Here is a 12,506-nt window from a genome sequence, read left to right on the forward strand (position 1 = left end):
TTCCTGCCAGCCATGATGCCCCAAGGGTCTCCATCATTCATTCTCCGCCCCGGCCGCTGCCACGGAGGCATGAACCCGTTTTTTTTCGGGAATAAGGACGCACGCTTGTGCATCTCATCTGAACTCATGCTGGCTCTATGCCCGCACACCTAAACTCTTTGCCCCGGCAGACGGGGCCACTGCCGCGCACAGTCCAAAGCGCTCAACTTAACTCAAACCATCCTAACTCAATCATGAAGAAACTCATCGCCCTCGTCTTCGCCCTTGTCGCCACCGCCGGTTTCGCCGCCGAGTTCCCGGACATCAGCATCGCCGATCTCAAGAAGGCCATCGCAGAAAAGAAGGTCACCGTTATCGACGTGAATGGAGCTGCCTCCTACAAGGCAGGCCATGTGCCAACCGCGATTGACTTCGCCACCCAGGGTTCCAACCTTGCCAGCGTCCTGCCGGCTGACAAGAATTCCCTCGTCGTTGCCTACTGCGGCGGCCCTGCCTGCAGCGCTTACAAAGCCGCAGCCAATGCAGCGAACCAGCTTGGCTACACCAATGTGAAGCACCTCTCCGCTGGCATCTCCGGCTGGAAGGCCGCCAAAGAAACCTTGGAAAAGTAACTTTCCACAGGCTCCCTCACGCCGGGTGTGCGGACATCAGTCCTGCCACCCGGTTTTTTGTGGTCTCAGCCTGCCATCAGGCCGGCGCCCATGCTTCCATGGCCAGGCTCGCCGCCCCCAGGGCACCGGCATTGTCGCCCAGCGCCGAAGGCACCACCTTCAGCCCGGAATCTCTCAGGACTGGCATCAGTGCGTACGCTGAATGCGTGATCGCATTGCAGAAACGCTCCCCCAGAACCGTCAGAGGGCCATGCAGGATGAACACCCCCGTATCTACGACCAGATGGAGCAGGCCGATCACGCGTGCATAGTCCGTGCATACGGCATCCCATTCCGGCCCTGGCAACTCAGCCAGTGCAGCAAGACCTGAACGCAAATCTCCCGGCAGGGCAGTCCGGTCACCCACGCCAGCCAACCGCCTCCATGTCGCAGGAGCACTTAGCGCGTGGTGCAGTTCCTTGCCTCCGCCGGCTGGATTCATCAGCGGCCATAGCCAGCGGCCCAGCTCTCCTGCCGCATGATGAGCCCCCTCGATGAGCTTGCCGTCCTGGACCATGGCAACTCCGAAACCGCTGCGAGGCCCGAGGATGACATAATTGTTCAATTCGTGCCCCATGCCAAACCAGCGCTCCGCCAGGGCGATTGCGCGCAGATTGTTCTGCAAAATGACCGGCACCTTGAGCCGGGAACCGATCTTCTCGACCAGCGGAACCTGATTCCAATCTGGAATGAACGCATAATACAGGCCCACGCCGGCATGAGCATCCACCAGTCCAGGCACCCCCAGCCCCACAGACAGCAAGGGCCCTTGCATCGTCGTCGCCAGTTTTGAGACGCAGTTGAGTATCGACTTGATCACATGGTCTGACATCACATCTGCAGGCAGAGGCATCTCCACAGTCGCTTTCAAGCCGCCGGAAAAATCAACCCCGACGACCTGAATGCGCTGGGCATTGAATTCCACGCCCGCAAACCAGCCCGCCTCCGCCTGGGTGCTCAAGATGCGCCGAGGACGCCCCATGGGCCCCTGATTCAAGCCGGACTCGCTGAGATATTTCTCGGCAATCAAATGATCCACATACAGCCCGGTGGTTGAAGGTGAAATTCCGAGCACCTTGGCCAAAGTGGTGCGCGAGGTTGCACGACCGCTGCGAATCTGCAGAACTGCAGCACCGAGCGTTTCGCGTTGAACAATTGGGTTTTTTCGCATTCGAATAAAAAGCCGGTTGATCTCTTCCTGTCCAGCAGGATCAGTGTGTTGACTTCAACATTCTTCTCATGAGTGAATTACCCATCCGCACCAGTGATCGCAAGTGTGAAGTCGCTTGGTTTTCGGCCCTTTGCTCAGACGATTACGAATTTCTCGGCATTCCGGACGGGGCCATCCGCTCCAGCTACGAGCATTGCGGCGACATTGTGAAAAAGGCGGATGCGCTGGGCTACCAGAATATTTTGCTACCCTCCGGCTGGGTCGCCGGGCAGGACGCACTGGCCTTTGCCGCCGCCATGGCCCCGCAGACAGCACAGATCAACCAGCTGGTAGCCCTGCGCATGGGTGAGGTCTGGCCACCCATGCTGGCGCGCGCGCTGGCCACGGTGGACCACATTGCCAAAGGGCGGCTCTGCATCAACATCATCTCCTCTGACATGCCGGGCATCAGGGAGAGCAACGAAGTGCGCTACGCCCGGGCCAGCGAGATCATCCAGATCCTACAGGGACTGTGGCGTACTGACGGCCCCTTTGAGTGGAAGGGGGAGTTTTACAACATCAGCCTGCCAAGCACTGAGCCTGCCAAGCCCTACCAGCAAAACGGGGGGCCCCTGCTCTACTTTGGCGGCATCTCCCCGGCGGCACAGGATCTCTGCGCCAAACACTGCGACGTCTTCCTCATGTGGCCGGAGACGGAGGACAGCATCGCCGAGACGATGCGTGTGATGTCTGAAAAGGCCGCATCCTACGGGCGCAAAATCGACTTCGGCTTCCGCACGCATGTGATCGTTCGCGAGACCGAAGCGGAAGCACGAGCTGCAGCGGACAGGCTTATCTCCAAGCTGGATGCCGCCAAAGGGGCCGAGATCAAAGCCCGCTCCCAGGACAGCCAGAGCGCGGGGGTGAAAAGGCAGGACGAGCTGCGTGCGCAGAGCAAAGACCTTTACATTGAGCCTCACCTTTGGAGCGGCATCGGCCTGGCCCGCAGCGGCTGTGCCAGCGCCATCGTGGGAGACCCGGACCAGGTGCTCGCCAAACTGAACCGCTACATGGACATGGGCATGCGCGCCTTTGTGCTCAGCGGCTACCCGCATCTGGATGAGTGCGACCTCTTTGCCAAGCATGTGCTGCCCCGGCTGCCGTCCTGCCGTCTGAATGAACTGCAGGGCCGCCGCGTTCCAGATCCTGTCACACCGCTCACCACCGCACCCCGCCATTGATTGATATGCCAGCACCTGTTCGTTTCGCACTCGCCGGTTTCGGCGCCTGGGGCAAATTTCATGCTCAATCCATCGCTGGCAATCCTGAAGCACGGCTGGTGGCCATCTCCGCGCCTTCGGAGGCCTCGCGCGAAGAAGCGCGCAGGCTTTACCCGGACGCGCTGATTTTTGCCGACAGCCTCGAGATGATCGCGAAGGCGGAGTTTGATATCATCGACATCGCCACGCCGAGCCACACCCACCGCGAAATTGCGCTCGCGGCCATGGCCAGGAAGAAGCACGTGCTGCTGGAAAAGCCCATGGCCATCACGCTCGATGACTGCAAGGCCATCGTGGCCGGAGCACGGGATCACGGCGTGCATCTGGCTGTAGGCCATGAGCTGCGTCTTTCCAGCCAGTGGGGCCACATCAAAGAGATCATCGACGCCGGCACCATCGGCACGCCACAGTACGTCCTGGTCGAGCTCTCGCGCAAACCCTACCGCCTGGGCGCAAGCGGCTGGCGCTACGATCAGAGCCGCGTAGGCAGCTGGGTGCTGGAGGAGCCGATCCACTTCTTTGATCTGGCGCGCTGGTACCTGGAAGGCAGCGGCGACCCCGTGGAACTGCATGCGTATGCAAACTCCCGCGATCCACAGCGGCCGACGCTTTATGACAACTTCAGCGCCATGTTCAAATACGCCAATGGCAGCTACGCCGTGGTGTCACAAACACTGGCGGCCTTTGAGCATCATCAAACCGTGAAAGTCAGCGGCACCAAGGGCGCGCTGTGGGCCTCCTGGAGCGGCGCGCTGGACCGCACACTGGAGCCCGAGTATTTCCTCAAGGTGTTTGATGGCGAAAAACTCGAAAACGTGAAGCTCGCCAAGCACAGCGGCGAAGTCTTTGAGCTGCGCGAGGAAATAGCCCAATGCATCAACATGGTGCGCAGCAACAAGAAGCCCATCGCCACCGGCCTCGACGGCCTCTGGAGCGCAGGCCTTTGCCTCGTCGCCGAAGAATCCATCCGTCAGGGCAGGCCGCTGCCAGTCGGCGAGATGCTGAAGTTCTGAGACGCGCAAATCGCGCACATTTTGACAGTGCCCCCGCTTTCATAGCGTAGTGCAGGGCTTCCATGAAAATCCACGCCCTGCTGCTTGCCACCGCGCTCATCACCCCTTCCCTCTTTGCCGGCGACTGGCCGGCCTGGCGGGGCCCCACAATGGATGGCCATGCCGCAGCGGGGCAAAAGCTGCCGCTGAAATGGAGCGAAGGCGAAAAGGTGCTGTGGAAGGCCGAAGTGCGTGGTCGTGGCCATGGCTCGCCAACCATCGTGGCTGATCACGTCTATCTGGCCACGGCTGACATGGAGACTGAGGAGCAGCTCGTGCTCTGCCATGACCGCAAGACCGGCAAAAAGCTCTGGGAAGCCGTGGTGCACCGCGGCAATCTCAACACCAAGGGGCACAAGATCTCCTCGCAGGCCTCCTCGGATGTGGTGAGCGATGGCGAGCGCCTGTTCGTGAACTTTCTCAACAACGGCGCCATTTTCACCACCGCGCTGGACTTCTCCGGCAAGCAGCTCTGGCAGCGCCGTGTGTGCGACTTTCAGGTGCATCAGGGCTTTGGCTCCTCGCCGGTCATTTACCAGTCCATCGTACTCGTCTCGGCAGACCATCGCGGCGGCGGCAAAATGACCGGCCTCAACAAGCTCACAGGCGAGATCGTGTGGCAGCAGAACCGCCCGCCGGTGGCCAACTACGCATCTCCGGCTGTGGTGCAGGCAGCGGGCAAAACGCAAGCTGTGCTGGCAGGCTGCAACAAAGTGGAAAGCTTTGACCCGCTCACCGGCAAAAAGCTCTGGAGCATCGACGGCAGCACGGAGGAAACCGTGGTCACAGCAGTCACCGATGGCAGCCGCATCTTCCTTGGCGGTGGTTATCCCAAGAACCACACCATGGCCGTGGAGGCAGACGGCTCCGGCAAGATCGCGTGGGAAAACGTCACTCGCACCTATGTGCCGTCCATGATCGTGAAGAACGGCCATGTCTTTGCCGTGGGCGACGGCGGGCGTGCCGTGTGCTGGAAAGCCGCCACAGGCGAAGAGCTGTGGTCGGAGAAAGTGGACCGCGAGTTCTACGGATCTCCCGTCATGGCCGACTCGCGCATCTATGTGACCAGCAAAGGCGGAGTCACCTCCGTGTTTGAAGCCACACCGGAAAAGTTCACCCTGCTTTCTCAAAACCAGCTGGGAGACGAATCCTTCAGCACGCCCGCCATCTGCGACGGCCGCATCTACCTCCGCTCCGCCAAGACCAGCCCCACGCGGCAGGAGTATCTGTGGTGCGTAGGTGACTAAGAGCACAGACCAGGCTCAGGACAGGCCCGGAGAAAACAAAAAAAGTTTGCCCGTAATCCCTGCCCCGTTACATACCGACCGGTCTGTATGTCTAAGAAAGCCACCAGCATCAAGCGTGACCCTGCCGCAACCCGGCAGCGGCTGATCGACGCCACGGTGCGGCTCATGCTGCGGCATGGGTTTGCAGGCACCTCGGTGGACATGATCTGCCAGGAGGCGGGCATGACCAAAGGCGGGTTTTTTCACCACTTTGAAAACAAGGAGGCGCTGGCCATCGCTGCGGTGGAATGGTGGGGACGCATGGGCACCGCGCTGTATGCAGAGGCATGGAAGGACAGGACGCTCGATCCCCTCAAGCAGCTGCACAGCATGCTGGACATCATGGCAGGCTTTGCCAAACGGCCGGGAGAGCACTGCGCGTGCATGGTGGGCATGATGTCCCAGGAGATGGCCGCCACCAGCCCCGCCCTGCGGGCCGCGTGTGAAAAGGAGCTGAACCTCTGGACCTCCAACACGGCCAAAATGCTGGCCGCTGCGAAGAGGAAGCACAATCCGGGGGCGAAGTTTGACCCCGTGCAGGTGGCCTGGTTTCTCAACAGCCTATGGCAGGGCTCCATGCTCGTGGGCAAGACCTCCCGCTCCCAGGAATTGATTCGTCACAACCTCAAACAGGCCCGAACTTATGTGGACGGCCTCTTTGCCAAGATCTGACACCACTCCCAAGACTCTGCATGAACGAACCGGCACCATCCACCGAACTCAATGGTAAAGACACCTGCGCGCAGCTGGCCACGGAGCACTTCTTCCGGCACGAGTCGGCGCGCCTGGTGGCCACCCTGGCCGGGCAGTTTGGCGCGCAGCGGCTCCAATGGGTGGAGGACGTGGTGCAGGAGGCGCTGGTGCGTGCGCTGCAGACCTGGCCCTACCGCGGGGTGCCTGACAACCCGGCCGCATGGCTCACGCAGACCGCGCGCCATCTGGCTCTGGACCAGCTGCGCCGCGAGCAGCGCTGGGACGAGCGCGAAGAGGGCATCTCCGCAGAGCAGGCACGCTGGATGGCCGTGCCAGTGGAGGAGCCCTCGTGGGATGACTCCCATCTGCGCGACGACACCCTGCGTCTGATGTTTGTATGCTGCCACCCGCAGCTCTCCACAGAGGCGCAGATCGCGCTGGCGCTGCGCACGCTGTGCGGTCTGAGCCCGGCGGAGATCGCGGCGGCATTTGTCACCACGGAGGCCGCCATCTCCAAGAGGCTGGTGCGTGCACGCGCGCGCATCCGTGAGCTGGAGCTGCCCTTTGAGCTGCCGGAAGCACCCGAGCTGCCGCAGCGGCTGGATGCCGTCCTCGCCACCCTCTACCTTCTCTTTAATGAAGGCTACAAGGCCAGCAGCGGCGAGCATCTGGTGCGTGCAGATCTCTGCCATGAGGCCATCCGTCTAGCCGATCTGCTGGCCACCCACCCAGCCACCGATCTGCCACAGTGCCACGCTCTGCTGGCGCTCATGCTGCTGAGCGCCGCGCGCCTGCCCGCACGCACGGACTCTGCAGGAGACATCCTCCGCCTGCATGAGCAAAACCGCAGCCTTTGGGACCAGGGCCTCATCCAGCGCGGCATTCACCACCTGCAGCTCTCGGCATGCGGAGACACTCTCACAGAGTACCACCTGGAGGCGGGCATCGCAGCATGCCACAGCACCGCTGCAAACCACAAAGACACAGACTGGCCGCGCATTCTCTTGCTGTATGACCAGCTGGTGCAGCTCACCGCCTCCCCCGTGGTGGCGCTGAACCGTGCCATCGCCGTGGGGCGTGTGCATGGCGCGCAGCCCGGGCTGGACGCACTGGCCGCCATCAAGGGGCTTGACACCTACCTTTCACTGCACGCCGCACGCGGCGCCTTTGCAGCTGAGCTGGGGCAGCACCAGACCGCCGCCACCCACTACTGCCGCGCGCTGGCGCTCTCATCCCTGCCGTCCGAGCGCCGCTTTTTTGAAAGCCGGATCGCCGACTGTGAAGCCGCAGCCTCCGATTTTGACACAAAATAAAAAAAACTTTTGTCCCGCTGTCCTTTTCCGTCCCGCCCGTTCGTCGTCCCTTTGAAGCCACCTCATTTCCTCCCTTCCCATGAACGCCGAAGCCCCCCTGAATGACTACCTTGTGATCTCGCGCGGCCACTGGGACAGGGACAAGTCCAAGGAGCAGATCGACGCGGCCATCACCGATTTCTACGCATGGCTGTACGCCCACATCGACGCAGGCCGCATGCGCGCAGGCAGCCGCCTCAGCACTGAGGGAGCCTCCGTTTCCAAAGCAGGTGTCATGACCGACGGCCCCTTCGGCGAGGCTAAGGAAGTAGTGGGCGGCTACTGGTTTGTCAGCGCCCCCAGCCTGCAGGAGGCCGCCGAGCTGCTCTCCCACAGCCCGACACTGCTCTGCGGCATTCACTACGAGGTGCGCCCGCTGGAGTCCCAGCGCTGCACCGCCTCAGATCTCACCAACGAAACTCCTCCCCGATGAATCCCCAAAACCCCACTGACGAATACCTCCTCCTCATTCGCGGCACCCACTGGAACCACGGCATGTCCCCCTCCGAGCTGCAGCAGGTGATGACCGACTTTTACGCCTGGGTGGACCGCCTGGGAAAAACCGGCATCCACCGTGGCGCGCAGCCGCTGATGGAAGAGGGCAGGATTGTCTCCGGCCCAAAGGGCACCAGCGTGACCGACGGTGTCTTTGCCGAATCCAAGGAGGCCATTGCCGGGTACTTCCGCATCGCCGTAGGCAGCATGGACGAGGCGGTGCGCATCGCTCAGGAATGCCCGATTTTGCAATACGGCGCCAGCATCGAGGTACGCCCCATCGCCGATCTCTGCCGCCCCATGGCGGAGGTGAAGGCCGCCAGCCAGGAATGATCTCAACCCACCACCACCATGAGCACCCCCGACCACAGCTACCCCGCCTTCAGCCCCTACATCACCGTGCAGGATGCCGCCAAGGCCATCTCCTTTTACCAGGAGGCCTTTGGCGCCACCGAGCGCTTCCGCCTCGTGGACGCCGCCACCGGAAAGATTGGCCATGCCGAACTCAATCTGAATGGCGGCCTCCTCATGCTCTCCGACGAAAATCCCGCCTGGAACAAGTCACCGCAGACACTGGGCGGCACGCCGGTGAAGTTTTCCCTCATGGTGGAAAATGCAGACGCCGCCATAGCCAAAGCGGCAGCGGCGGGAGCCACGGTGCAGATGCCAGCAACAGACATGTTTTACGGCTTCCGCAGCGGCTGTGTGTGCGATCCCTCCGGCCACATCTGGATGCTGCAGCACGAGATCGAAAAAGTCTCCCCTGAGGAGATGCAGAAGCGCTGGAACTCCATGACGGAGAAGTGCCCGGCCTCCAAGGACTCAGACAAGTAACACCACCCACCCAACGCGCACCCTATGATCAAAAAAATCATCCTCGGCCTCGTGGCCGTCATCGCCCTCATCTGCATCGCCGCCTCGTTTCAGTCGGACGACATGACGGTGACTCGCAGCGCCACCACCACAGCGGCGCCGGCCACGGTGTTTAAAATCGTGAACGACTTCCGCCAGTGGGATGCGTGGTCTCCCTGGTCCAAGCTGGACCCCGCCATGAAGAAGACACTGGAAGGCCCGCCCGAAGGCGTGGGTGCGGTTTATCGCTGGAACGGCAACAACGAAGTGGGCGAAGGCAGCACCACGCTCGTCGAAAGCAGGCCGGGAGAAAAAGTCGCCATGAAGCTGGAGTTCGTGCGCCCTTTTGCAGGCACGAGCGATGTGCAGTTCACCTTTGTCCCGGAAGGCACCGGCACCAAGATCACCTGGGCCATGCAGAGCAAGAAGCCCTTCATCGGCAAAATCATGGGCATGTTCATGGACTGCGAGAAGATGTGCGGAGACCAGTTCCTGGAAGGTCTGGCCAATCTGAAAAAGCTGGCCGAGACAGCACCGAAAGCCTGAGCCACCCCATCCCCCCATGCCCAGCCATGCTTGACGACATTTCAGCGCCCATCTCCACCACCGCGCAGCCTGCGGTGGTGATCCACATCACCGTGCCGCGAGATGAGATCCAACAGGTGATGGGCCCAGCCATCCACGAGGTGATCGGCACGGCCAGCACGCAGGGCATTGGCCCCAATGGGCCGGTGTTTGCACACCACTTTGGCATGACACCCGGCATCTTTAATTTTGAAGTGGGCGTGCCCATCTCTGGCGAGCTGCAGCCAGCAGGTCGGGTCAAGGCGGGCGAGATCCCCGCCGCAACCATCATCCGCACCGTGTACACCGGCCCGTACGAGGGGCTGGGTCAGGCATGGGGAGACTTTCAGGACCTCATCGAGGCGCGGGGCCACACGCTGGGCCCCAGCCTCTGGGAGCGCTACCTCTCAGGCCCCGAGGCCAGCGATGATCCCGCCACCTTCCGCACCGAGCTGAATCAAACGATTCAGGACTGAACCAATACACACCCTGTCATGAATGCACATCCCATCGTCTCCCAGGATGAATGGCTGGAGGCGCGCCGCGCTCTGCTGGCCAAAGAAAAAGCCCACATGGAGGCCAATGATGAACTGGCCCGCCTGCGCCGCGAGCTGCCCTGGGTGAAGATCACCAAGCCCTACGTCTTTGACACACCCGCCGGTCAGGCCACGTTGAGCGATCTCTTTGACGGCCGCAGCCAGCTCTTTCTCTACCACTTCATGTTTGGCCCGGACTGGGAGGAGGGCTGCACCGGCTGCTCTTTTCTCTGCGATCACGTGGATGGCGCACGTCAGCATTTTGAGCATCATGACCTCACCTTTGTGGCGGTCTCCCGCGCACCGCTCGAAAAGCTGGAGGCCTACCGCAGGCGCATGGGCTGGGGCTTCCGCTGGGTGTCCTCCGCACACACGGACTTCAACTACGACTTCCATGTCTCCTTCCCACCAGAGCGTGTGACGAACGGCCGGCTCACTTACAATTTCACCGAACAGGACTACAGCCCCGACTGCCAGGAGCTGCCAGGCTTTTCCGTCTTTTTCAAAGACGACTCGGGACAGATCTTCCACACCTACTCCTCTTTCAGCCGTGGCGGTGAAGCCCTGCTGGGCGCGTATCAGTTCATCGACCAGACGCCGAAAGGCCGCATGGAGAACGTGAATGGCAACCTCATGGACTGGGTGAAGCGCCATGATCGCTACGACAACGACGGCCGCACTACGGCAAAGCCATGCTGCGGCTGCAGCACCGCCACCTGAACATCCCCTATTTCAACCATCTGATACCCCATGCCACTCCCAACACCCATCGAATCTCCGCTCTCCGAACGTGAGCTTGTGCTCGTTCGTGAAACCGACATTCCAGCCGCCAAACTCTACGCCGGATGGACGCAGCCAGACCTGCTCGTGAAGTGGTTCACGCCAGCCCCCTGGACCACCACCGCGTGCGAAATCGACCTCCGCCCCGGCGGCACCTGCAAGACCACCATGCGCAGCCCTGAAGGCCAGGAGTTTCCTAATGTGGGCGTGTATCTGGAGGTCGTGCCCAATGAGAAGCTCGTCTTTACCGATGCCTACCTGCCCGGCTGGGAGCCCAACCCGAATCACTTTTTCACCGCCGTGCTCACCTGGGAGACACTGCCGAGCGGCAAAACCCGCTACACCGCCCGCGCCCTGCACTGGACCAAGGAAGCCTGTGAAAAACACGCCTCCATGGGCTTCGCCGAAGGCTGGGGCAAAGCGTTTGACCAGCTCGTCGAACTCATGAGCAAATAATCACCCCACCCCCACCTCATACCACCATGTCCCAGTCCTACATCCAGCCCTATCTCTTCTTCGGCGGCCGCTGCGAGGAAGCACTCGAGTTTTACAAAACCGCCATCGGCGCCGAGGTGCAGATGCTCATGCGCTACAGCGACAGCCCCGAGCCCGCGCCACCGGGCATGCTGCCCGCCGGCTATGAGAGCAAGGTGATGCACGCCAGCTTCAAGGTGGGCGGCAGCGTCATCCTGGCCTCTGACGGCTGTGGTGGCGAGGAAAGCAAGGGCTTCCGCGGCTTCTCGCTCTCTCTCGCCCTGCCCACCGAGGCGGAGGCAAAGCGTGTCTTTGAGACCCTCTCCGCAGGCGGCAGTGTCAACATGCCCTTGGGCAAAACCTTCTGGTCCTCCTGCTTTGGCATGCTGCAGGACAAGTTTGGCATGGGGTGGATGGTCACCCTGGCTCCGAACGCAGATCCCCTGAATAGCTGACACAGCGCCCCTTCATCTCATGAGCCAGCTTGCATCCGAAATCCTCAGCAGCCGCCTTTTTCCTGCCAGCCGGGAGCGGCTGTTTGCCGCCTTCAGCGACCCAAGCCAGCTTGCCCAATGGTGGGGTCCCAAGGGCTTTACCAACACGTTTGACGAGTTTGACTTCCGCCCCGGCGGCGACTGGAAGTTCACCATGCACGGCCCGGACGGCACGGACTACGCCAACCACACCCGCTTCATCGAGATCCTGCCCGCTGAGCGTATCGTGTATGAGCACATCGCTCCACATTTCCAGATGACCATCACCCTGGCCGAGGAGGGAGCGTGCACTCGCATGACGTGGTGCATGCAGTTTCCCACCTCCGAGATGTGCGAGCGCTTCAAGCCCATCTGTGTTCCTGCCAATGAGGAAAACTTTGACCGGCTCGCGGCCCATCTTGAATAGTCTCACCTTCTCCCCCCATGAAATACACGCCTGCCATTGCCTCCAGCCTTCTTGGCCTCTTTTTCATCTTCTTCTCCTCCTTGGTGCTGCTGGGAAAGGCTCCATCGCCAGAGTTTCCCAAAGACTCGGCCATCTCACACTTCATGGCGGCCTTTGGCCCCACGGGCTACATGACGTTTGTGAAGGTGGTCGAGCTCATCGGCGGCATCCTGCTCATCATTCCCAAGACGCGAAACCTCGGCCTGCTGTGCCTCGGCCCTGTGATCCTGAACATCCTGGCCTACCACCACTTCGTAGCAGGAGATATCATCGCACAGCCGATGCTCATCGCCATCTCCGCAGTGGCGCTGTATATCCTGTGGTCTGAGCGCAAGGCCTGGGCAGGACTGCTGCGCTAGTGCGGTCATGCAGGCGGCCCTGCCTGCATGGGCATCTGCGCATT

The 12,506-nt window shown here is 61.5% G+C and carries 17 protein-coding genes; 16 read left to right on the forward strand and 1 reads right to left on the reverse strand.

Annotated elements, in window-relative coordinates; translation table 11 throughout:
- The first annotated feature begins 233 nt into the window (after positions 1–233).
- The gene (locus tag ACZ5WW_RS06040) at positions 234–611 is read left to right on the forward strand and encodes a rhodanese-like domain-containing protein (protein ID WP_377166731.1); all 378 of its coding nucleotides are present in this window, start codon (positions 234–236) and stop codon (positions 609–611) included.
- A 76-nt stretch (positions 612–687) separates the two neighbouring features.
- Here the strand turns inward: ACZ5WW_RS06040 and ACZ5WW_RS06045 are convergent, their stop codons facing one another.
- Entirely contained in the window at positions 688–1,821 is a 1,134-nt protein-coding gene (locus tag ACZ5WW_RS06045; protein WP_377166729.1) for an ROK family protein, read from the reverse strand.
- Positions 1,822–1,889: 68 nt separating this feature from the next.
- Here ACZ5WW_RS06045 and ACZ5WW_RS06050 point away from each other — a divergent pair, with 68 nt between their 5' ends.
- The 15 genes from ACZ5WW_RS06050 to ACZ5WW_RS06120 all read left to right on the forward strand — a co-directional run bounded on the left by ACZ5WW_RS06050 (position 1,890) and on the right by ACZ5WW_RS06120 (position 12,462).
- A complete protein-coding gene (locus tag ACZ5WW_RS06050; RefSeq protein ID WP_377166727.1) occupies positions 1,890–3,041 on the forward strand; it encodes an LLM class flavin-dependent oxidoreductase in 1,152 nt (383 codons plus the stop codon).
- A 5-nt stretch (positions 3,042–3,046) separates the two neighbouring features.
- A complete protein-coding gene (locus ACZ5WW_RS06055) occupies positions 3,047–4,093 on the forward strand; it encodes a Gfo/Idh/MocA family protein (RefSeq protein WP_377166725.1) in 1,047 nt (348 codons plus the stop codon).
- A gap of 62 nt (positions 4,094–4,155) precedes the next feature.
- Positions 4,156–5,379 (forward strand): outer membrane protein assembly factor BamB family protein, encoded by a 1,224-nt coding sequence (locus ACZ5WW_RS06060; protein WP_377166723.1) that lies wholly within the window; start codon positions 4,156–4,158, stop codon positions 5,377–5,379.
- Positions 5,380–5,466: 87 nt separating this feature from the next.
- Positions 5,467–6,090 carry a TetR/AcrR family transcriptional regulator gene (locus tag ACZ5WW_RS06065; RefSeq protein ID WP_377166721.1) on the forward strand — a complete coding sequence of 208 codons (624 nt, stop codon included), beginning with the start codon at positions 5,467–5,469 and terminating at the stop codon, positions 6,088–6,090.
- A gap of 20 nt (positions 6,091–6,110) precedes the next feature.
- A complete protein-coding gene (locus ACZ5WW_RS06070; RefSeq protein WP_377166719.1) occupies positions 6,111–7,424 on the forward strand; it encodes an RNA polymerase sigma factor in 1,314 nt (437 codons plus the stop codon).
- Positions 7,425–7,503: 79 nt separating this feature from the next.
- On the forward strand, positions 7,504–7,896 hold the full coding sequence (locus tag ACZ5WW_RS06075; RefSeq protein WP_377166717.1) for a YciI family protein: 393 nt from the start codon (positions 7,504–7,506) through the stop codon (positions 7,894–7,896).
- The gene (locus ACZ5WW_RS06080; RefSeq protein WP_377166715.1) at positions 7,893–8,291 is read left to right on the forward strand and encodes a YciI family protein; all 399 of its coding nucleotides are present in this window, start codon (positions 7,893–7,895) and stop codon (positions 8,289–8,291) included. The genes ACZ5WW_RS06075 and ACZ5WW_RS06080 overlap by 4 nt, the downstream gene beginning before the upstream one ends.
- Before the next feature lie 18 nt (positions 8,292–8,309).
- On the forward strand, positions 8,310–8,792 hold the full coding sequence (locus ACZ5WW_RS06085; RefSeq protein WP_377166713.1) for a VOC family protein: 483 nt from the start codon (positions 8,310–8,312) through the stop codon (positions 8,790–8,792).
- A 24-nt stretch (positions 8,793–8,816) separates the two neighbouring features.
- Positions 8,817–9,356: an SRPBCC family protein gene (locus ACZ5WW_RS06090; protein ID WP_377166711.1), complete on the forward strand. Its 540-nt coding sequence runs from the start codon at positions 8,817–8,819 to the stop codon at positions 9,354–9,356.
- A 26-nt stretch (positions 9,357–9,382) separates the two neighbouring features.
- Entirely contained in the window at positions 9,383–9,850 is a 468-nt protein-coding gene (locus ACZ5WW_RS06095) for a GyrI-like domain-containing protein (RefSeq protein ID WP_377166709.1), read from the forward strand.
- 18 nt (positions 9,851–9,868) lie between these two features.
- Complete coding sequence (locus ACZ5WW_RS06100) at positions 9,869–10,630, forward strand: DUF899 domain-containing protein (protein WP_377166707.1); 762 nt, start codon at positions 9,869–9,871, stop codon at positions 10,628–10,630.
- A 30-nt stretch (positions 10,631–10,660) separates the two neighbouring features.
- Positions 10,661–11,146: an SRPBCC family protein gene (locus ACZ5WW_RS06105; RefSeq protein ID WP_184338050.1), complete on the forward strand. Its 486-nt coding sequence runs from the start codon at positions 10,661–10,663 to the stop codon at positions 11,144–11,146.
- A 26-nt stretch (positions 11,147–11,172) separates the two neighbouring features.
- Positions 11,173–11,619: a VOC family protein gene (locus tag ACZ5WW_RS06110; RefSeq protein WP_377166705.1), complete on the forward strand. Its 447-nt coding sequence runs from the start codon at positions 11,173–11,175 to the stop codon at positions 11,617–11,619.
- Between the two features lie 19 nt (positions 11,620–11,638).
- Positions 11,639–12,064, forward strand: a complete 426-nt coding sequence (locus tag ACZ5WW_RS06115) for an SRPBCC family protein (protein ID WP_377166703.1) — start codon at positions 11,639–11,641, stop codon at positions 12,062–12,064.
- Positions 12,065–12,081: 17 nt separating this feature from the next.
- Complete coding sequence (locus ACZ5WW_RS06120) at positions 12,082–12,462, forward strand: hypothetical protein (protein ID WP_377166701.1); 381 nt, start codon at positions 12,082–12,084, stop codon at positions 12,460–12,462.
- The last annotated feature ends 44 nt before the right edge of the window (positions 12,463–12,506 follow it).

The sequence above is a fragment of the Prosthecobacter fluviatilis genome, from assembly GCF_055388355.1.

Coding starts and splice junctions, on each gene's coding strand:
- ACZ5WW_RS06040 (WP_377166731.1), top strand. CDS start 234: ATGAAGAAACTCATCGCCCTCGTCTTCGCCCTTGTCGCCACCGCCGGT.
- ACZ5WW_RS06045 (WP_377166729.1), bottom strand. CDS start 1,821: ATGCGAAAAAACCCAATTGTTCAACGCGAAACGCTCGGTGCTGCAGTT.
- ACZ5WW_RS06050 (WP_377166727.1), top strand. CDS start 1,890: ATGAGTGAATTACCCATCCGCACCAGTGATCGCAAGTGTGAAGTCGCT.
- ACZ5WW_RS06055 (WP_377166725.1), top strand. CDS start 3,047: ATGCCAGCACCTGTTCGTTTCGCACTCGCCGGTTTCGGCGCCTGGGGC.
- ACZ5WW_RS06060 (WP_377166723.1), top strand. CDS start 4,156: ATGAAAATCCACGCCCTGCTGCTTGCCACCGCGCTCATCACCCCTTCC.
- ACZ5WW_RS06065 (WP_377166721.1), top strand. CDS start 5,467: ATGTCTAAGAAAGCCACCAGCATCAAGCGTGACCCTGCCGCAACCCGG.
- ACZ5WW_RS06070 (WP_377166719.1), top strand. CDS start 6,111: ATGAACGAACCGGCACCATCCACCGAACTCAATGGTAAAGACACCTGC.
- ACZ5WW_RS06075 (WP_377166717.1), top strand. CDS start 7,504: ATGAACGCCGAAGCCCCCCTGAATGACTACCTTGTGATCTCGCGCGGC.
- ACZ5WW_RS06080 (WP_377166715.1), top strand. CDS start 7,893: ATGAATCCCCAAAACCCCACTGACGAATACCTCCTCCTCATTCGCGGC.
- ACZ5WW_RS06085 (WP_377166713.1), top strand. CDS start 8,310: ATGAGCACCCCCGACCACAGCTACCCCGCCTTCAGCCCCTACATCACC.
- ACZ5WW_RS06090 (WP_377166711.1), top strand. CDS start 8,817: ATGATCAAAAAAATCATCCTCGGCCTCGTGGCCGTCATCGCCCTCATC.
- ACZ5WW_RS06095 (WP_377166709.1), top strand. CDS start 9,383: ATGCTTGACGACATTTCAGCGCCCATCTCCACCACCGCGCAGCCTGCG.
- ACZ5WW_RS06100 (WP_377166707.1), top strand. CDS start 9,869: ATGAATGCACATCCCATCGTCTCCCAGGATGAATGGCTGGAGGCGCGC.
- ACZ5WW_RS06105 (WP_184338050.1), top strand. CDS start 10,661: ATGCCACTCCCAACACCCATCGAATCTCCGCTCTCCGAACGTGAGCTT.
- ACZ5WW_RS06110 (WP_377166705.1), top strand. CDS start 11,173: ATGTCCCAGTCCTACATCCAGCCCTATCTCTTCTTCGGCGGCCGCTGC.
- ACZ5WW_RS06115 (WP_377166703.1), top strand. CDS start 11,639: ATGAGCCAGCTTGCATCCGAAATCCTCAGCAGCCGCCTTTTTCCTGCC.
- ACZ5WW_RS06120 (WP_377166701.1), top strand. CDS start 12,082: ATGAAATACACGCCTGCCATTGCCTCCAGCCTTCTTGGCCTCTTTTTC.